Consider the following 18054-nt stretch of genomic DNA (forward strand, 5'->3'; position numbering starts at 1 on the left):
CAGCGGGTCAGCCGGCGCGCCGGAAGTTGTAGATCGGGGGCACGGCGGCGAACGCCTGCGGGGTGAAGGTGATGCCCTTGGTCGTCGCGTAGGCGTTCTGCACGGAGTCCCAGGGGGCGTTCCACGCCTGCTCGACGAGGTGCGTGTTGAGCTGCTTGAACAGGGCGTCCTGGGCGGCGCCGGTCGCGGACTGGGCCTTCTTGACGAGGGCCTCGGCGGCGGGGTCGTCAGTGTGCCGGACGTTCCACAGGGCGTCCTTGGCGACCTCGATCTGGATGGTGTCCCAGGGCCGGAAGGAGGCCAGCACCATGTAGGACATGGCGTACTTGCCGGAGAGGAGTTCGGTGATGAGCTGGCCCGTCGGGATCTTGTCGATCTTGACCTTGACGCCGATGTCGGCGAGCTGCTGGGTCATCGCGGCCTGCTGGTCGGGGAAGATCGCGGAGACGTCCGGCATGGTGACCGAGAAGCCGTTCGGGTAGCCCGCCTCGGCGAGGAGCTGCTTGGCCTTGGCCGGGTCGTAGGTGTAGCGGGAGTCGAGGGACTTGTCGAAGGCGGAGCCGGCCGGGTTGAACACCTGGGTGGTGGGGCTGCCCATGCCGCCCTTGACGGTCTTGACGATCGCGGCCCGGTCGAAGGCGTAGTTGAGGGCCTGGCGGACGCGGACGTCGCCGAGGGCCTTGACCATCTTCCCCTCGCGGTCCCAGATGTAGAGGCCCTCGACGTCACCGGAGGTGTACTTGGTGACGTTCAGTCCGCTGCTCTGCGCGGGGGCGATGTTCTTGGCGCTGGTGAGGACCGCGCCGTTGATCTGTCCGGAGCGCAGCGCGTTGAGGACGGCGGTGGCGTCGGTCAGCGGCTTGAGGACGATCTTGTCGAAGGGGAACGCGGACTTGTTCCAGTAGCCGGGGTTGCGGACGAACGTGTAGGTGCTGCCCGCGGTGGTGGCCGACTTGTCGAGGGTGTACGGCCCCGATCCGACCGGCTCGGACTTGAGGGTGCCGGCGGTGATGGCCTTGGGGCTGGCGATCATTCCGGCGACGTTGCCGAGGTTGGCCAGCAGGGAGGGGTCGGGGGCGGAGAGCTTGACGGTGACGGTCGTCGGGTTGACGACGTCGACCGCGCTGACGCCCTTGAGCTGGCCGGCGGCCTCGTTGGTGCCGCCCTTGGTGTGCAGGAGGTTCGCCTTGACGGCGGCGGCGTCGAGGGCGGTGCCGTCGGTGAACTTGACGCCGGTGCGCAGGGTCAGGGTGAGGACCGTGCGGGTGGCGTCGTAGGACCACTTGGTGGCGAGGTTGGCGGTGACGTCGGCGGTCGGGGTCAGGCGCAGGAGGGAGTCGTACACCGGCTGGTAGTACTGGGTGTTGTTGCCGAGTCCGGCGTCGGCCAGGTCCCAGGGCTGGGCCTGGACCAGGGGGGCGAGGGTGAGGGTGCCGCCGCCGGCGGAGGAGCCCGAGCCGGTTCCCGAGCCGCCGCAGGCCGCCACCGACAGCGCCAGTGCGGCTGCCATGGCCGTCAGAGTGATTCTTCGCATGGGGTACTCCGCGTTCGTGAAGGGCGGCGGGGCGAGGCCGCCCGCGGTGTGTGGAGACGAGGGGTGAGGGGGGAGTGCCGCTCGGAGGTGGGGCTGCCGCTCGGAGGGGGTGCCGGCCTCAGGGGGCGTGCACCGCTGCGCGAGGTCCGGGGCCGGGCCGTGGAGGGGCCGACCTAGCCACTGATACGTAAAAGCGTAAGAAACGTGTGCGTAACGTAGACGCCACGTGTCCTGGGTCGCAAGACCCGCGGAGGTGTTCTTTTCGGAGGGGGTGTGCGCCGGGTCAGGCGGACTCGCGCACCACGAGCGTCACGGGGACCGTCTCCGGCAGCTCGGCCGGACGCCGGCCGTCCAGCCGGCCGACGATGACCTTGACGAACCAGCCCACGACGGCGTCCATGTTGTTGTCGACGGTCGTCAGGGGCGGGGTCGCGAACGGCGCCAGCTTGTCGTTGTCGACGCCGACGACCGCGAGGTCGCCGGGAGCCGTCAGGCCCACCCGGCGCGCCCCGGCGAGCAGGGCGAACGCCGTCTGGTCGTTGTAGGCGCACACACCGGTGACCGCCGGGAGGGCCGTGTGCCAGCGCCGGGCGGCCTCGGCGGCGGCCGGGACACTCAGCGGCACGTCGTACACCACCGGGGGTTCCAGGCCCGACGCGGCGCACTCCTCGCGGGCCCCGGCGAGCCGCAGTTCGAAGAAGTCCCGCACCCTGGGGTCGCCGGGCGCGGCGTAGCCGATGTGCCGGTGTCCGGTCTCGACGAGCCGTCTGACCTGCATCGCGCCGATCCGGCGCTGCGGGATGACGAGGCACTCGCCGTGCTCCGGGGCCTCCAGGGCGATGGTGACCACGTCGATGCCCGCCGAGCGCATCCGGGCGGCCTCCTCGTCGGGGGCGCCGTAGGTCATGATCACGACGGCCGGCGTCAGCTCGCCCCACAGGGCCTTGAGCGGGGAGTGCCGCTCGCGCCGGGTGACGAGGGTCAGGCCGTGCGGTTCGAGGGCTTCGCCGAGCCGCTCGACCAGGGCCGTGAGGGTGTCCCCGATCGGGACGCCCGGCAGGAACATCAGGACCAGGTCGCTGCGGCCCAGGCGCAGGGCGCGGGCCGCCGCCGACGGCTTGTAGCCGAGCCGGGCGACCGCCGCGAGCACCCGCTCGCGGGTCTGGTCGGAGATCTTCTGGCCGGCCGCGTCGTTGAGCACGTAGCTGACGGTGGCCTGCGAGACGCCCGCCTCCTTGGCCACGTCCGTCGCCGTCACCCGGCCGGTCCTGCCCGCCATCGACGCCTCCTGAGGAGCGTTCGGAAGGTCGCCGGGGTCCCGCTCGTGCCGCGGTCGCCGCGCTCCGGCGCTGAATCGTATAACGCGGTGCCGCGACGGCGACCTGTCGTGCCGGATTTCGTGCGCTCACGTCTCCTCGCCTCCCTCGGTGCCGGGGCCGTCCGGCCGCTGCCCCTCGGCCCACAGGCGGACCGCGATGTAGGGGCGGGCGGGCAGCGGCAGGGTGAAGACTCCCTCGTAGGTGCCGGGGAGCCGGGTGACGGTCATGTTCCAGGTGTCGATGACCTCGGCCTCCCAGCGGGTGCCGGGGGTGAGGACGAACGTGCGCCGGCGGGGCTGGTTGAAGCCGAAGTAGGTGATGAGGCAGCGCCCTTCGACGCCGCCGACGGGGACGTCCCACTCCGAGGGGAGGGGGTCGATTCCGTCGCCGGGGGTCTGTTCGAGGAGGTCGCGCAGGAAGGCGATACGGGCCGGGCTCTCCCCCTTGAGGACGCCGCCCTTGGCCCACCACAGGATCTCGTCGTCGGCGAGGTAGGTCTCGCCGTGGGCGACGTACCCGCCCCGGACCGCGCCCTCCCAGCAGCGCCGGACCATCTCCTCGGGCGTGAGGTTCCCCCAGCCCTGGTCGATGTCGCCCTCGTAGCCGCACTCGTCGACCACGACCGGCTTGCCCCAGCGGGTGCGCCAGTCGTCGGTGTTCTCGGCGGTCCGGTAGACGTCGACGCGCTGCACGCTGGAGTGGGTGACCCAGTCGACGGAGTTGTCCCAGAACTCCTGGCAGTTGTGGACGCCGAGGAGGTGGCCGTGCGGATCGTGGGCGCGGACGGTGGCGGCGGCGCGGTGCCAGTGGGCGGTGTCCTTGGACCACATCAGGTCGTACTCGTTGGCCAGGGACCACCACACGTTGGGGTACGCGGCGAGCCGGGAGACGACGTACCTCAGGTACCGGTCGTCGGCGACGGGCCCCATGTCGGAGAAGCCCCACCGGTCGTAGGGGTGGAAGAGGATCAGGTCGGCCTCGATGCCCAGCTCGCCGAGCTGCTCGATGCGCTGTTCGAGGCGGCGGAAGTACGCGGGGTCGGGGCGGGTGAAGTCCCAGCCGTCCTCGCGTGAACCGGCGAAGGGGTAGCGGGGAGGCTCGTTGGTGTTGAAGAGGTACGCCTTGGGGAAGACGCACATCCGCACCTTGTTGAACGGGCTGCCCGCGAGGGTCCGCAGGGTCTGTTCCTCCAGCGCGTCCCCCTGGTGGGTCCAGGCGTAGGCGGTGGTGCCGACGGGGAGGTGGCGGGTGCCGTCGGCGTGCCGGAAGTGGAAGCCGTGGACGCGGACCGGCCCGTGGTCGCCGGGCAGGGCCGGGCCGCAGTCGAGGGAGCCGGTGAGCGTGTCGAGGGAGCGGGCGTTGCTGGTGGTGCGGAACGTCCAGGTGCCCTCCTCGTCCGGGAGGAAGCGGATGCGGTGGACGCCGTCGCCGTCGTGGAAGCCGTGCGCGGTGAGGGTGCGCTCGCCCAGGCGGAACTCGGCGGTCAGGGTGACGTCGGTGAAGGGGTTGCCGTGCGCGGGGCCGTGGAGTTCGAGTTCGACGGTGCGCCAGCGGGTGGCCGTCGCCGGGGCGATCAGGCGTGCGCTGCCGGGCTCGACGTCGTCGGGTTCGTAGTCGGGGGACGGGGCGTCGGGGGTCTCCGGCGGGCGGGGCGGGTCGCCTGCCGTGTCGTCGACGGCGGCGAGTTCGGTGTAGAAGGCGTCGCGGGCGGCGGGGTCCGCGCGCATCCCTTCGAGGAAGCCGGTGACCTGCTCCAGGGGGGCGTAGCGGAGCTGGACCTCCAGGGGGGCGTTGACGATGCCGGTGAGGTGGCGGCGGACCACCGCCTCGGCCTGCTTGTTGCGCAGGACCTCACCGAGGGTCGACGTGGGGCCGTAGGGCATCACTCACCTCCGAGGAGTGCGCGGCGGACGATGCGCTGGACGGTCATCGCGTCGTGCGCGGACTGGGCGGCGCGCAGTTCGCCGAGGGGCAGGGCGGCGGCCTTGTCCTCCAGGGCGCGCAGGGTGGCGACCGATTCGGCGACGGCGCGGCGCGGGTCCTCGCGGTAGGGGAAGAGGTCGAGCTTGAGGGGCTCGCTCCAGCCGATCTCGCGGACGACGTGCAGGAACTCCAGGGTCTCCACGAGGTGGAGGGCGCCGGCGGTGAGGTCGTCGTCCCACTCGCGGTAGTTGTCGTCGAGTTCGATGTCGACGAGGCGGCCCATGGAGTGGGCGAGGGTGAGGACCTCGGCGGGGTTCTCCTTGGCGAACAGGGAGTGGCCGAAGTCGACGACCAGGCCGACGTTGTCGGCGCCGGTCTGCTCGATGGCGAGGAGGCTGGCGGCGGCCGTGGACCAGAAGAGCCGGTTGCGGGGTTCCTTGAGCTTGTACTCGATGGCGAAGGTGACGTCGGGGAAGTTGCGGGCGACGTCCCGGATGCCCTCGACCGCGTGCCGGCGCAGGGTCGCGTAGTCGACCTGGAACGGGTAGTCGTAGCCGTCCTGGCCGGGCCAGAACTTGACGTAGCGCGCGTTCAACTGGCGGGCCACGTCCACGGATTCGTGGGCGAGGTCGAGGGCGCGGCGCCGGGTGTCGGCGTCGGGGGCGGTGAACGAGCCGCTGCGGAAGCCCCGGTCGTAGATGACGGGGGTGATGTTGACGGCGCTCAGGCCGTGCGCGGCGAGGGACTTGGCGACGTCGTCGACCGTCACGCCTTCGTCGAAGGGGTAGTTGAGGTCGAGTCCGACCAGTTCCCCGGATTCCGCCGCGAGTTCGATGGTGCGCAGGGTGGGGACGGTGGGTCCGTAGCCGTCGGTCGCGTAGCGGTCGATGATGCGGCCGAAGGTCCACATTCCGCCGGTGAAGGTACGAGGGACCTGAGGTGATGCCACAACAACTCCTACTGAATATTAATTCAGGCTTCGTTGCCTTGATGGCCGGGACCGTAGATCTGGCCGAGCGGCGATGTCAAGAGAAAGCGCAGCAAGGACAGAACCCTTGACGGCGCACGACAAAGCGCCGCATCATCCGGCCACATAGAAATTTAGTGAGTGAATGGATATTCAGATGCTCACCGTTGATCTCTCCGCCGCGGCGGACCACCGCGCACTGCGCGAATCCCTCCGCACCGCCGCCCCCGAGGACGCCACGCGCCTGCTGCGGGAGATGTCCACCGAGGTACGGCTCAAGGTCATCGGCATGATCGACCGGGCCGGTCTGGGACACATCGGCGGCGACCTCTCCGTCACCGACATCCTCGTCACCCTCTTCGGCGCCGTCCTGGACGTCGACCCCGCGCGTCCCGACGCCCCCGGCCGCGACCGCCTCATCCTCAGCAAGGGCCACTGCGCCGCCGCCCTCTACGCGACCCTCGCGAGCTGCGGCTACTTCCCCGAGTCCGAGCTGGCCCGCTTCACCGCCCCGTACTCCCCGCTCAACGGCCATCCCGACCGCCGCAAGGTCCCGGGCGTCGAGACCAACACCGGCCCCCTGGGGCACGGCTTCCCGGTCGCCGTCGGCTGCGCGCTCGGCGCCCGGCTGCGCGGGGACGCCTCCCGCACGGTCGTCGTCCTCGGGGACGGCGAGCTCCAGGAGGGCAGCAACTGGGAGGCCGCGATGACCGCCGGCCACCAGCGCCTCGCCCGGCTGTGCGCGGTCGTCGACCGCAACCGGCTCCAGCAGGGGGCGCGCACCGAGGACACCGTCACGCTCGACCCGCTGGCGGAACGGTTCGCCGCCTTCGGCTGGGAGGTCCGCGAGACCGACGGGCACGACCACGCCGCCCTGCTCACCGCGTTCGCCCCCTCCACCACCGGCCGGCCCGTCGCCGTCGTCGCGCACACCGTCAAGGGCAAGGGCGTGTCGTTCATCGAGGACCGCGTCGAATGGCACCACAAGGTCCCCACCCCGGCCCAGGTCCGGGCCGCCGTCGAGGAGCTGACCCGTTGACCGAGACCACCGTCCCCCGCACCACGTCCCCCGAGGCCCCCGTGTACGACTGCCGCACCGCCTTCGCCGAGGAGCTGATCGCCCTCGCCCGCGAGGACGAACGCGTCGTCGCCGTCTGCAACGACTCCGTCGGCTCCAGCAACCTCGCCGCGTTCCGCGAGGAGTTTCCCGACCGGCTCATCAACGTCGGCATCGCCGAGCAGAACATGGTCGGCGTCGGCGCCGGGCTCGCCAACGCCGGTCTCGTCCCCTTCGTCTCCTGCGCCGGGCCCTTCCTCACCGGGCGGGCGCTGGAGCAGATCAAGGCGGACTGCGCCTACAGCGGGTTCCGGGTGATCCTGTGCGGCCAGAGCCCCGGCCTCGCGTACGGCGAACTCGGGCCCACCCACCACTCGGTGGAGGACCTGTCGTGGCTGCGTGCCGTGGCCGACCTCTCCGTCGTCGTCCCCGCCGACCGCGCCCAGACCCGCGCCGCGCTGCGCTGGGCCCACGCCCACGACGGCCCCAGCTATCTGCGCATCCCCCGCTTCAAGGTCCCCGACGTCACCCCGCCGGACGCCCCCTTCGCGTACGGCCGCGCACAGGTCCTGCGCGAGGGGGACGACGTCACGCTCGTCGCCATCGGGACGATGGTTTCCCGCGCCCTCACCGCCGCCGGCCTGCTCGCCGGGCAGGGCATCTCGGCGCGCGTCCTCAACGTCCCGTTCGTCGACCCGCTCGACGAGGACGAGATCCGCCGCGCCGCCGACGGCACCCGGGGACTCGTCGTCGCCGAGGAGGCCACGCTCAGCGGCGGCCTGGGCGCCGCCGTCGCCTCCGTCACCGGCCAGCACCGCCCCCTGCCGCTGCGGCTGCTCGGCGTCACCGGCTTCGCGCCCACCGGGAGCGCCGAGGGACTCCTCGAACACTTCGGGCTCACCGCCGACGGCATCCACCGCGCCGCGCGCGACGTCCTCGGCCTGGCGGCGTCATGACGGACCGCCCCCTGCTGCTCGCCGTCGACCAGGGCACCTCCGCGACCAAGGCGCTCCTCGTCGACGGCACCGGCGCCGTCGTCGCCTCGGCCTCCGCCCCGCTCTCCGTCGACCACCCGCGCCCCGGCTGGGTGGAGCAGTCCCCCGGACAGATCTGGGACAGCGTCGTCGAGGCCGTCGGCAAATGCCTCGCCGGACACGACCCCGCCCGGGTGGCCGGCGTCGGCCTCTCCACCCAGCGCGAATCGTGCCTGCTGTGGGAGCGCGCGACGGGACGCCCGCTCGGCACGCTCCTCGGCTGGCAGGACCGGCGGACGGCCGACCGGTGCGCCGAACTGCTCGCCGACGGCGCCGGGGACGACGTCCGCGCCGTCACCGGGCTCCCGCTCGACCCCATGTTCAGCGCGCTCAAGGCGCAGTGGCTCCTCGACACCCACGACCCGGACCGCTCCCGCTCCCGGCGCGGCGAACTGTGCCTGGGCACCGTCGACTCCTGGCTCCTGTGGCGGCTGAGCGACGGCGCCGAACACGTCGTCGAGGTCGGCAACGCGGCCCGCACCCAGCTCCTCGACGTCCGCACCCGTGACTGGGACGCGGACCTCCTGGACCTCTTCGACGTCCCCCGCGAGGTCCTCCCCCGCATCACCCCCTCGACCGGCCCCTTCCCCGCCGTACGCGGTCTCGCCCCGCTGGCCGACGGCACGCCCGTCGCCGCCGTGCTCGGCGACTCGCACGCCGCGCTGTTCGGGCACGGTGTGTTCGTCCCCGGGAGCGTCAAGGTCACCTACGGCACCGGGTCGTCGGTGATGGGCCTGATCGCCGGACCCGACCGGGCCGCCGGCTCCCCGCTCTGCCTCACCCTCGCCTGGGACGACGGCACCCCCGCGTACGCCCTGGAGGGCAACATCCGCTCCTCCGGCGCCACCCTGCGCTGGCTCGCCGGACTCCTCGGCACCGACGAGGCGGACCTCGCGGCGCGGGCCGCGCCGGACTCGGCGGGCGTCCGGCTCGTCCCGGCGTTCGGCGGGCTCGCCGCGCCCTGGTGGGACAACGACGCCACCGGCCTGCTGTGCGGGCTCACCTTCGCCACCGGCCTCCCCCAACTCGCCCGCGCCGCGCTGGAGTCGGTCGCCTTCCAGGTCGAGGACGTGGTCGCGGGGCTCGACACCGCGTCCGGCCGGGTCGGCGCGCTGCTCGCCGACGGCGGCGCCACCGACAACGCGGCCCTCATGCAGCTCCAGGCCGACACCTCGGGACGCGTCGTACGGCGCCCCCGGGCCCGGGACGTGTCCGCGCTCGGCGCCGCGCACCTCGCGGGCTGCGCGCTCGGCGTCTTCACCAAGGACCGGCTCGCCGGGCTCGCCCGCGCCGAGGACGTCCACCGTCCGCGCGGCACGGCCGCAGAGCGGGAACGGGCGCTGGCCTCCTGGCACGAGGCGGTGGCTCGCGCCCGCGGCCACCGGGGGCCGTGACAACCACTCAGTCGGCGGACTCCGCAAACAGTAAGGTGCGTCCTGTGCTTCAGCCACCTGACCCCACCAGCAGCGAATCGGCCGACCGGCTGAGGCTGATCGTCCGTGTCGCGCGCATGTACCACGAGCGCGGGCTGCGGCAGGCCGAGATAGCCAAGGCCCTCGGCCTCTCGCAGGCCGGGGTCTCCCGGCTGCTGCGCCAGGCGACCGAGACGGGCGTGGTCCGTACGATCGTGGTCTCACCGGCGGGTATCCACAGCGAGCTCGAAGACGCGCTCGCCGGCCGCTACGGTCTCGCCGACGTCGTCATCGTCGACGGGGACGACGTCCTGGACCACCCCCGCACCCTGCTGCGCGCGCTCGGTTCGGCGGCGGCCACGTATCTCGACACCGCGTTCCGCACCGACGACGTCATCGGCGTCTCCACCTGGAGCGAGACCCTTCTCGCGGCGGTCGCGGCGATGCAGCCGGCCCGGCCGCAGGGCGCCGACAAGGTCGTCCAGCTGATGGGCGGCATGGGCGATCCGCAGGGCCAGGTGCAGGCCACCCGGCTCACCGCGCGCCTCGCCGAACTCACCGGCGCCACCCCGCTGTTCGTCCGCGCCCCCGGCCTCGTCGGCTCCGCGCAGGCCCGGCTCTCCCTGCTGCACGACCCGGCGGTCCTGGAGGTCAGCCAGGCGTGGCAGCGGCTGACGTCCGTCCTCGTCGGCATCGGCAGCCTCCAGCCGTCCCCCCTGCTGCGCCTCAGCGGCAACGCCGTCGCCGAGAACGAGATCACCCGGCTGCGCGGGCTCGGCGCGGTCGGCGACATCTGCCAGCGCTTCTTCGACGAGGACGGCGTCCACGTCGACGCCGGACTCGGCGAACGCACCATCGGCGTCTCCGTCGACCAACTCCGCAGCGTCTCCCGCCGGATCGCCGTCGCGGGCGGCGACAGCAAGTACACCGCCGTACGCGGCGCGGTCCGGGGCCGCTGGATCACAGCCCTGGTCACCGACATCAGCACGGCACGCAGGCTGCTCGAAGAACCGTGAGGGACGGGGGAGTTGAGCTCTGAGGACCGTGCCTCGAAGGGCCGGGGCCTGCGGAACCGGGGCCTGCGGAACCGGGGCCTGCGGGACGCGGCCCTCGACGACCGCCGCCGCGTGCCCGGCCCCCGGCCCCACGCGGCTGACGCGGGCTCCGCCACGAGAACGGGCGTCGGCCCCGAACCCGCACAAGTACCCACCGCCGCCGAAGACATCGCCCCCTCCGAGCCGCACGCACACCCGCCGCCAAAAGCATCACCGCCGCAGTCCGATCCCGGCCCGCCCGCGCGCCTCCCCTCACCCCCGAGCCCGCACTCGCCCAAGTCATCACCCCCGCAGCCCGGCCACGTCCCCTCACCCCCGTCCCGTCCGCCACCCCCGAGAGGCCGGCCATGACGAACACTCACCCGCAGGTCACAACCCTCCGCTTCGAACATCACCGCGAACCCTTCGGTATCGGCGAGACCCACCCCCGGCTGTCCTGGACGGTCGCCACCGACACCCCCGGCTGGCGGCAGGCCGCGTACGAGGTCCGGGTGCGGGACGCCGACGGGAGTGTGGTCGGGGAGTGGGCGTGCGGGTCCGGTGGATCCGTCCTCGTGCCCTGGCCCGCCCGCCCCCTGCGCTCCCGCGAACGGCTCCTGGTCGCCGTACGCGTACGCGGCGAGAGCGACGGCGAGCCCGGGCCCTGGTCGGACGACACTCCCGTCGAGGCGGGGCTCCTGCTACCCGGCGACTGGAGCGCCCGGTTCGTGTCGCCGGCGGTGGACGACCGGCAACCCCCGCTGCTGCGGGGCGGGTTCGAGGTGCGCGGCCCGGTGGTGTCGGCGCGGCTGTACGCCACCGCGCTCGGTGTGTACGAGCTGGAGCTGAACGGCGTCCGGGTGGGCGACCACGTCCTGTCCCCCGGCTGGACCCACTACCCGAAGCGCCTGCGCTACCAGACGTACGACGTGACCTCCCTGGTCCGCGACGGCGACAACGTGCTCGGCGCGCTGCTGGCCGACGGCTGGTACCGGGGCCGGCTCGGCTTCGACGGAGGCCGCGCCGACATCTACGGCGACCGCCTCGCCCTCCTCGCCCAGCTCGAACTGGCCTACGCCGACGGGACGACACAGACGTACGGCACCGGCCCGCACTGGCGCGCCTCGACCGGCCCGGTCACCGCGTCCGGCCTCTACGAGGGCGAGACCCACGACGCGCGCCGCGAACGACGAGGCTGGTCGGCGCCCGGTTGCGACGACCGCGACTGGCTCCCCGTCGACGTCCTCGACGGCGAGGACCTCGCCCGCCTGGTCTCCCCCGACGGACCCCCCGTACGCCGGATCGAGACCGTCTCCCCCGTCGCCGTCCTCACCTCCCCCGCCGGCCGCACCCTCCTGGACTTCGGCCAGAACCTGGTCGGCCGGCTCCGCATCCGCGTCAGCGGCGAGGCGGGCCGGGCGGTCACCCTGCGCCACGCCGAGATCCTGGAGGACGGCGAGCTGGGGGTGCGCCCGCTGCGGGGCGCGGCGGCGACGGACACGTACGTCCTGCGCGGCGAGGGCGTCGAGGAGTGGGAGCCCCGGTTCACCTTCCACGGCTTCCGGTACGCGGAGGTCGACGGCTGGCCGGAGGGGCTCGCGCTCGACGTCGTCGCGGTCGTCTGCCACACGGACATGCGGCGCACCGGCTGGTTCACGGCGTCCGATCCGCTGCTGGAGCGGCTCCACGAGAACGTGGTGTGGAGCATGCGCGGCAACTTCCTCGACGTCCCCACGGACTGTCCGCAGCGCGACGAACGGCTCGGCTGGACCGGTGACCTCCAGGTCTTCGCGCCGACCGCGTCGTTCCTCCACGACTGCGCGGGCCTGGTCCGCTCCTGGCTGAAGGATCTCGCGCTCCAGCAGAGCCCGGAGGGGTATCCGCCGCTGTGGGTACCGGGGTTCGAGCTGACGTTCCCGGAGCGGCCGTTCGCCGCCTGGGGGGACGCGGCGGTGATCGTGCCGTGGGTGCTGTACGGCCGGTTCGGCGACGCGGGTGTCCTGCGGGACCAGTACGCGAGCATGAAGGCGTGGGTCGACGGGATCGCCGAACTCACCGGCGAGCGCCAACTCTGGGACGAGGGCCTCCAGTTGGGCGACTGGCTCGACCCGTCCGCCCCGCCGGACCGCCCCTTCGAGGCCCGCACCGACGGCCACCTCGTCGCCACCGCCTACCGGGTCCACTCGGCCGACCTCCTCGCGAGGACCGCCACCGTGCTCGGCGAGCACGAGGACGCCGCCCGCTATGGGGAGTTGGCGGACGCCGTCCGGGCCGCGTTCGGCAAGGAGTACGTCACTCCCGGCGGCCGGCTGGTCAGCGACTCCCAGACGGCGTACGCGCTGGCGCTGCGGTTCGCGCTGCTGCCGGAGCCGGAGCAACGGGAGCGCGCCGGACGCCGGTTGGCGGAGCTGGTGCGCGACGGCGGGTTCCGGATCGGCACCGGGTTCGTGGGGACGCCGCTCATCTGCGACGCGCTGTGCGAGGCGGGCGCGTACGACACGGCGTACCGGATGCTGCTGGAGCGGGTCTGTCCGTCGTGGCTCTACCCGGTGACCATGGGGGCGACGACGATCTGGGAGCGCTGGGACAGCATGCTGCCCGACGGTTCGGTGAACCCGGGTGACATGACGTCGTTCAACCACTACGCCCTCGGCGCGGTCGCCGATCATCTGCACCGCAGCGTCGCCGGGTTGGCGCCGGCGGCTCCCGGCTACCGCGCGCTGCTGGTGCGTCCGCGTCCCGGCGGGCGGCTCGCGCATGCCTCGGCGGCGCACGAGACGCCGTACGGGAGGGCCGAGGTGGCGTGGTCGCGGGAGGGCGGGGAGCTGACCGTGCGGGTGGTGGTCCCGCCGAACACCACGGCGCGGGTCGAGCTGCCCGGCGCCTCGGAGGGGGTGGAGGTGGGGTCGGGGCGCCATTGGTTCCGGACGCCGTTCCGGCCGGTGGACGAGGACGTGTGGGAGGAGACTCCGGCGCGGTACTGACGAGCGGAGGTTCTCCGGGCGGTTCAGGTCGCGGTGTGGGCCGCGCCGCCGCGCTCGATCTGGGGGCGTAGTCGCTCCAACAGGCCGTAGAGCAGGGTGCGTTCGTCCGGGTCGAGGGTGTCGACGGCGCCGTGGGCCTGCATCGTGCCCCGGATGGTGCGCAGGACGGCGCGGCCGGCGTCGGTGGCGACGACGTTCTTGACGCGGCGGTCGGTGGGGCTGACCTCGCGGCGTACGTGGCCGCCCGCTTCGAGGCGGTCGACGATGCCGGTGATGTTGGAGGCGTCGCAGGCGAGGGCCTCGGCGATCTCGCGCATGGAGGCGGGGTCGCGGTGGACGTGGGTGAGGACCTTGACCTGCATGTGGGTGAGGCCGTGCGGGGCGGCGGCGGACGCGAAGTCCTGGCACACCGCGCCGCCGACCGCCGAGAGGAGCTCCAGCAGTTCGACCTTGGAGGGGGCGGACGGCTTCACGGAGGCGGGCGCGGGGGTGCTCATGCCTGCGGAGCCTACCCGGATCACTTGAGAACTTACATACTTGACCACCTCAAGCATCGGTCCTACTGTCGGCTGCGCACCGATCCTTGAACACCTCATCCTTCGAGGTCTTCAAGCATTCCCCTGTGACCGGCCGAAGGAGTCCGCCCCCATGGGCACGTCCACTGGCACCCCTCCCCCGCATCCCCGCCCGCCCGACCGGGCCGTCGTTCTCACCCTCGGCCTGGCCTCGATGCTCGTGTCGATGATGCAGACGCTCGTCGTCCCGATCCTGGGTCTCATCCAGTCGAGCCTGCACACCACGCCGGCCGGCGCCGGCTGGGTCACCACCGTGACCCTGCTGTCGGCCGCCGTCTTCACCCCGCTGCTGGGCCGCTTCGGCGACCAGCACGGCAAGAAGTCCACCCTCGTCGCCGTCCTCGTCGTCCTGATCTCCGGCACCGTGCTGGCCGCCGCCACGCACTCCCTGCCCTGGCTGATCACGGCGCGGGCGCTCCAGGGCGCCGCGACGGCGATCTTCCCGCTGGCGCTGTCGATCCTGCGGGACGAGATCCGCCCGGAGCGGCTGCACGGCGCGATGGCGGCGGTCAGCGGCGCCTTCGCGTTCGGCAGCGGGATCGCGCTGGTCGCCGCCGGACTGCTGACCTCCGGCGCGCACCCCGACTACCGGGACGTGTTCTGGCTGACCACCGCCCTGTCCGTGGTCACCTTGGTCGCCGTCGTCCTCGTCGTCCCCGCCACCCGCCACACGACGAAGGGCCGTACGGACGTCCCCGGCGCCGTCGCCCTCGCCGCGGCGCTGGTGCTGGTCCTGCTGCCGGTGACGCAGGGGCACGAGTGGGGGTGGTCCTCGGCGCGGGCGGTCGGCTGCTTCGCCGGGGCCGTCGTCGCGGCGGCGGTGTGGGTGCTGATCGAGCTGCGGGTGCCCGAACCGCTGGTGGACATGCGGATGTTCGCCCATCCGCCGGTCCTGCTCTCCAACGTCGTCGGGCTCCTGGTCGGCTTCGGGATGTTCGCGCTCTTCGTCGGGGTGTCCGCGCTGGCGCAGCTCCCGCCGGGGCTCGCGGGGTACGGCTTCGGGGCGAGCGTGCTGCGCGCGTCGGTGGTCTACCTGCTGCCGGTCTCCCTGATCTCCCTGGTCCTCGCGCCCGTCGGCGGCCGGCTCGTCACCCGGTACGGCCCGCGCGCCGTCCTGCTGGCGGCGTCGGGGCTCGGCACGGCGGGCTTCGCCTGGATCGTCGCGGACCACGCCCACACCGTGTCCGTGGTCGCCGGCAGCGTCCTGATGGGGGCCGCCGGGAGCCTCGGGTACGCGGCGATGCCCGCGATCACCGTCGCCAGCGTCCCTCTCCACCAGACGGGTGTCGCCAACGGCATCAACTCCATCGCCCGCTCCGCCGGGGGCGCCGTCGGCAGCGCGGTCGTCACCACCGTCCTCGCCTCCCGGACCCTCCCCGCGCACCCGGGCCTGCCCGCCCAGTCGCAGTTCACCCTGAGTTTCGTCCTCGGCGCGGCCGGCCTCGCCCTGATCGCGCCGACGGCCTGGTTCGGCCTGCGCCGCATCGGGCCCGCACGGCACCACACCGCCGAGGCCACGAGCCCGGCCGAGCCCGAGATGTGCCCCGCCAAGTAGGGACCCCCCATGACCGACCGCACACCCCCCTTCCACCGGCTCACCGGGACGCGGCTCCACCACGTCCCCTTCGGTGAGCACCGCGTCGCCGTCCACGAGGCCGGGACCGGGCCGGAGACCGTCCTGCTCGTCCACGGCATCCCCGACTCGTCCGCGGTCTACCGCCACCAGATCCCCGCCCTCGTGTCGGCGGGCCTGCGGGTGCTCGCGCCGGACCTCCTCGGCCACGGCGACTCGGACATCCCCGAGGGGACGGAGCACTACACCACCGCCAAGGACGAGGAGTCCCTGTGGGCCGTCGCCGACGCGCTCGGCGCCGGCACCTTCCACCTCGTCGGCCACGACCGGGGCGCGCTGCCCGTCTGGTCGATGGCCGCCGCCCGGCCGGACCGGGTGCGGTCCCTCACCGCGCTGTCCGTCGGCCATCCGGGCGCCCGCCGGGCGTCCGGTCACGAGCAGCGGCAACTGTCCTGGTACAGGCTGCGGCTGCTGCTGCCCGACGCCGAGGACTGGCTGCGCGGCGACGCCGAGGGCGAGGGCGGGCCCTGGTCCACGTTCCGCTGGTGGATGCGCCACCACCCCGAGACGGACGCCTGGATACACGACCTGGAGCGGCCCGGCGCACTGCGCGCCCTCGTCGACTGCTACCGCGCCAACGCCCACCCCGCGTCCGTACGGCGCGTCGTCCCCCGCGTCTCCGTCCCCGTCCTCGGCGTGTGGCCCAGCGGTGACGCCTACTGCGGGCTGGAGCAGATGGCACGCTCCGGGGAGTGGGTCGACGGGCCGTGGCGCTTCGAACACCTCGACGGCGCCGGTCACTTCCTCCAGCTCGACCGCCCGGACGCCGTCGGCAGGCTCGTGCTGGAGCACATCGAGGCGTATCGCGCGCGGGACGCGGCATGATCACGCACAGGTTCATCGAGACGAACGGCGTCCGGCTGCGGGTGGCGGAGGCGGGGGAAGGGCCGCTGGTGGTGCTGCTGCACGGGTTCCCCGAGTGCTGGTACTCGTGGCGGCACCAGATCCCGGCGCTGGTCGCCGCCGGTCACCGTGTCGTCGTCCCCGACCAGCGGGGGTACGGGGAGAGCGACCGTCCCGGGGCCGTGGACGAGTACACCATGCTCCACCTCGTCGGTGACGTCGTCGGGCTCGTCCAGGCGCTCGGGGAGCGGGAGGCCGTCGTCGTCGGGCACGACTACGGGGCGCTGGTGGCCTGGCAGACGGCGCTGCTGCGGCCGGACGTCGTGCGCGGGGTCGTCGGGCTGAGCGTGCCGCCGAACTACCGGGGGGAGGCACCGCCCTTGCGGACGACGCGTGAGCGCTACGCCGGGCACTACTACTGGAACCACTTCGAGGAGCCCGGGGTCGCGGACGCCGAGTACGGGCGCGATCCCCGGACGACGTTGCGCCGCATGTTCTACAACCTGTCCGGCGACAACCCCGCCAACGACCCCGTCCCCATCCCCCTGATGATCCCGCCCGGCACCAGCCTCGTCGACCGCCTCCCCGAGCCCCCGGCCCCCTCCCCCTGGCTCACCGAGGCCGACCTGGACGTCTTCGCCGACTCGTTCCGCGCCTCCGGCTTCACCGGCGGCCTCAACTGGTACCGCGCGATGGACCGCACCTGGGAACTCACCGGCGCCTGGGCCGGCGCGACCGTCCGGCGGCCCGCGCTGTACGTCGTCGGGGAGCGCGATCCCGCGCGGGTGCTGCCGGGGATGGAGGAGTTCGTCGCGGCGCTCCCCCTGCCCAGGGCGACCGTGCCCGGAGCCGGTCACTGGGTCCAGCAGGAACGGCCGGAGGAGGTGAACGGGATGCTGCTGGAGTTCTTGGAGGACCTGCGCTGACCGGGGTTCGACCCCTCGGCCCACTCACCCGGGCGCGGCCCCCACCCCCCGTCGCGCGTCCAGCACCCGCAATCCCGCGTTGACCACCAGCCGCACGGCGATCGTCACCGCCGCGACGGCCAGTGACGTCCACGACGGCTGGGCGGCGAGGCGGATGAGGCCGGCGGCGAGGAGGAAGTCGGTGAGCAGGGCGACCGTCGGCTGGACCCGGCGCAGGCTCACGGCCGCGCAGGCGGCGGAAAGGAGCCCGAGAAGCGTCACGAGGAGGGCCGCCTGCCGCAGAAGCGTCGTCATGAGGGGACCGCCGGGCCGGCGGCGCTCCCCCCGCCCGGCGCCCGCTCGACCTCCTCGCGCTCCTTCTCGATCTCCTTGCCGAGGAAATAGTTCAGGGCCGTACGGATGGCCGCGATCGCGGCGAGCTGCCCGATCTCGGTGAACGTCGGCGCGACCGCCGTCCGCAGGATGTCCCCGGCGAGCTGGAACTCCAGCCCCAGCGTCAGGAACCGCCCCATCGACAGCCGGATGCGGTTGAACTCCCACCGGGGTTCACGCACCGGGGCCCGCCCCCAGGGAATCGCCCCCTTCAGGAGCTGCACGAAGGCCCACAGCGCGCCGATAAAAATAACCAGCGCACCGGCGAACTCCACCAGATGCACCAGCGTGTCGACGACGTCCTTCAACGTCGACTCCGGCAGCAGATACCCGTCCGCGTGCGCCACACCTCACTCCCTCCGGAAGCCGGCGAAGGCTCCACGCCCATGGTCGTGCGGGGCACCGGCGGCGGCGATCCACGTACGGCCACCTGGCCTCCGC

The 18054-nt window shown here is 73.1% G+C and carries 15 protein-coding genes; 8 read left to right on the forward strand and 7 right to left on the reverse strand.

The genetic code is table 11. From position 1 onward, the window contains the following. Nucleotides 1-7 precede the first annotated feature (7 nt). From ABZX85_RS12405 to ABZX85_RS12420, 4 genes are all read right to left on the reverse strand, one after another. On the reverse strand, nt 8-1510 hold the full coding sequence (locus ABZX85_RS12405; RefSeq protein WP_355865721.1) for an ABC transporter substrate-binding protein: 1503 nt from the start codon (nt 1508-1510) through the stop codon (nt 8-10). A 307-nt stretch (nt 1511-1817) separates the two neighbouring features. Next, nucleotides 1818-2813 (reverse strand): LacI family DNA-binding transcriptional regulator, encoded by a 996-nt coding sequence (locus ABZX85_RS12410; protein WP_355865724.1) that lies wholly within the window; start codon nt 2811-2813, stop codon nt 1818-1820. 126 nt (nt 2814-2939) lie between these two features. Continuing rightward, nucleotides 2940-4736, reverse strand: coding sequence for a DUF5605 domain-containing protein (locus ABZX85_RS12415; RefSeq protein ID WP_355865727.1), 1797 nt, complete (start codon nt 4734-4736; stop codon nt 2940-2942). Further along, the gene (locus tag ABZX85_RS12420; protein ID WP_355865730.1) at nt 4736-5725 is read right to left on the reverse strand and encodes a TIM barrel protein; all 990 of its coding nucleotides are present in this window, start codon (nt 5723-5725) and stop codon (nt 4736-4738) included. The genes ABZX85_RS12415 and ABZX85_RS12420 overlap by 1 nt, the downstream gene beginning before the upstream one ends. 175 nt (nt 5726-5900) lie before the next feature. Between ABZX85_RS12420 and ABZX85_RS12425 the strand changes: the two genes are divergently transcribed. From ABZX85_RS12425 to ABZX85_RS12445, 5 genes are all read left to right on the forward strand, one after another. Continuing rightward, nucleotides 5901-6782 (forward strand): transketolase, encoded by an 882-nt coding sequence (locus ABZX85_RS12425; protein ID WP_355865733.1) that lies wholly within the window; start codon nt 5901-5903, stop codon nt 6780-6782. After that, complete coding sequence (locus tag ABZX85_RS12430) at nt 6779-7756, forward strand: transketolase C-terminal domain-containing protein (RefSeq protein WP_355865736.1); 978 nt, start codon at nt 6779-6781, stop codon at nt 7754-7756. The genes ABZX85_RS12425 and ABZX85_RS12430 overlap by 4 nt, the downstream gene beginning before the upstream one ends. Further along, nucleotides 7753-9228 (forward strand): FGGY family carbohydrate kinase, encoded by a 1476-nt coding sequence (locus tag ABZX85_RS12435; RefSeq protein ID WP_355865739.1) that lies wholly within the window; start codon nt 7753-7755, stop codon nt 9226-9228. Before ABZX85_RS12430 ends, ABZX85_RS12435 begins: the two co-directional genes overlap by 4 nt. A 44-nt stretch (nt 9229-9272) precedes the next feature. Next, on the forward strand, nt 9273-10262 hold the full coding sequence (locus tag ABZX85_RS12440; RefSeq protein ID WP_355865742.1) for a sugar-binding domain-containing protein: 990 nt from the start codon (nt 9273-9275) through the stop codon (nt 10260-10262). Nucleotides 10263-10648: 386 nt separating this feature from the next. After that, complete coding sequence (locus tag ABZX85_RS12445) at nt 10649-13264, forward strand: glycoside hydrolase family 78 protein (RefSeq protein ID WP_355865745.1); 2616 nt, start codon at nt 10649-10651, stop codon at nt 13262-13264. Nucleotides 13265-13287: 23 nt separating this feature from the next. On the opposite strand, the gene ABZX85_RS12450 is transcribed toward ABZX85_RS12445, so the two are convergent. Continuing rightward, nucleotides 13288-13761 (reverse strand): MarR family transcriptional regulator, encoded by a 474-nt coding sequence (locus tag ABZX85_RS12450; RefSeq protein WP_355865748.1) that lies wholly within the window; start codon nt 13759-13761, stop codon nt 13288-13290. 151 nt (nt 13762-13912) lie between these two features. On the opposite strand from ABZX85_RS12450, the gene ABZX85_RS12455 reads away from it, so the two are divergent. The 3 genes from ABZX85_RS12455 to ABZX85_RS12465 are packed head-to-tail and all read left to right on the forward strand — an operon-like array spanning nt 13913 to nt 17241. Then, complete coding sequence (locus ABZX85_RS12455) at nt 13913-15394, forward strand: MFS transporter (RefSeq protein ID WP_355865751.1); 1482 nt, start codon at nt 13913-13915, stop codon at nt 15392-15394. Nucleotides 15395-15403: 9 nt separating this feature from the next. Then, entirely contained in the window at nt 15404-16297 is an 894-nt protein-coding gene (locus ABZX85_RS12460; protein ID WP_355865754.1) for an alpha/beta fold hydrolase, read from the forward strand. Then, nucleotides 16294-17241 carry an alpha/beta hydrolase gene (locus ABZX85_RS12465; RefSeq protein WP_355865757.1) on the forward strand — a complete coding sequence of 316 codons (948 nt, stop codon included), beginning with the start codon at nt 16294-16296 and terminating at the stop codon, nt 17239-17241. Before ABZX85_RS12460 ends, ABZX85_RS12465 begins: the two co-directional genes overlap by 4 nt. 24 nt (nt 17242-17265) lie before the next feature. Here the strand turns inward: ABZX85_RS12465 and ABZX85_RS12470 are convergent, their stop codons facing one another. Both ABZX85_RS12470 and ABZX85_RS12475 read right to left on the reverse strand, forming a co-directional pair. Continuing rightward, nucleotides 17266-17535: a hypothetical protein gene (locus ABZX85_RS12470; protein ID WP_355865760.1), complete on the reverse strand. Its 270-nt coding sequence runs from the start codon at nt 17533-17535 to the stop codon at nt 17266-17268. After that, nucleotides 17532-17960: a DUF1622 domain-containing protein gene (locus ABZX85_RS12475; protein ID WP_355865763.1), complete on the reverse strand. Its 429-nt coding sequence runs from the start codon at nt 17958-17960 to the stop codon at nt 17532-17534. The genes ABZX85_RS12470 and ABZX85_RS12475 overlap by 4 nt, the downstream gene beginning before the upstream one ends. Nucleotides 17961-18054 lie beyond the last annotated feature (94 nt).

Origin of the sequence: Streptomyces sp. NPDC004539 (assembly GCF_040610055.1) — a bacterium.
In the GTDB taxonomy this organism is placed as follows: domain Bacteria; phylum Actinomycetota; class Actinomycetes; order Streptomycetales; family Streptomycetaceae; genus Streptomyces.

Bases quoted from the DNA above. Each gene is read 5' to 3' on its own strand.
- ABZX85_RS12445 (WP_355865745.1), top strand. From the start codon at position 10,649: ATGACGAACACTCACCCGCAGGTCACAACCCTCCGCTTCGAACATCAC.
- ABZX85_RS12455 (WP_355865751.1), top strand. From the start codon at position 13,913: ATGGGCACGTCCACTGGCACCCCTCCCCCGCATCCCCGCCCGCCCGAC.
- ABZX85_RS12435 (WP_355865739.1), top strand. From the start codon at position 7,753: ATGACGGACCGCCCCCTGCTGCTCGCCGTCGACCAGGGCACCTCCGCG.
- ABZX85_RS12465 (WP_355865757.1), top strand. From the start codon at position 16,294: ATGATCACGCACAGGTTCATCGAGACGAACGGCGTCCGGCTGCGGGTG.
- ABZX85_RS12450 (WP_355865748.1), bottom strand. From the start codon at position 13,761: ATGAGCACCCCCGCGCCCGCCTCCGTGAAGCCGTCCGCCCCCTCCAAG.
- ABZX85_RS12415 (WP_355865727.1), bottom strand. From the start codon at position 4,736: ATGCCCTACGGCCCCACGTCGACCCTCGGTGAGGTCCTGCGCAACAAG.
- ABZX85_RS12460 (WP_355865754.1), top strand. From the start codon at position 15,404: ATGACCGACCGCACACCCCCCTTCCACCGGCTCACCGGGACGCGGCTC.
- ABZX85_RS12410 (WP_355865724.1), bottom strand. From the start codon at position 2,813: ATGGCGGGCAGGACCGGCCGGGTGACGGCGACGGACGTGGCCAAGGAG.
- ABZX85_RS12425 (WP_355865733.1), top strand. From the start codon at position 5,901: ATGCTCACCGTTGATCTCTCCGCCGCGGCGGACCACCGCGCACTGCGC.
- ABZX85_RS12405 (WP_355865721.1), bottom strand. From the start codon at position 1,510: ATGGCAGCCGCACTGGCGCTGTCGGTGGCGGCCTGCGGCGGCTCGGGA.
- ABZX85_RS12470 (WP_355865760.1), bottom strand. From the start codon at position 17,535: ATGACGACGCTTCTGCGGCAGGCGGCCCTCCTCGTGACGCTTCTCGGG.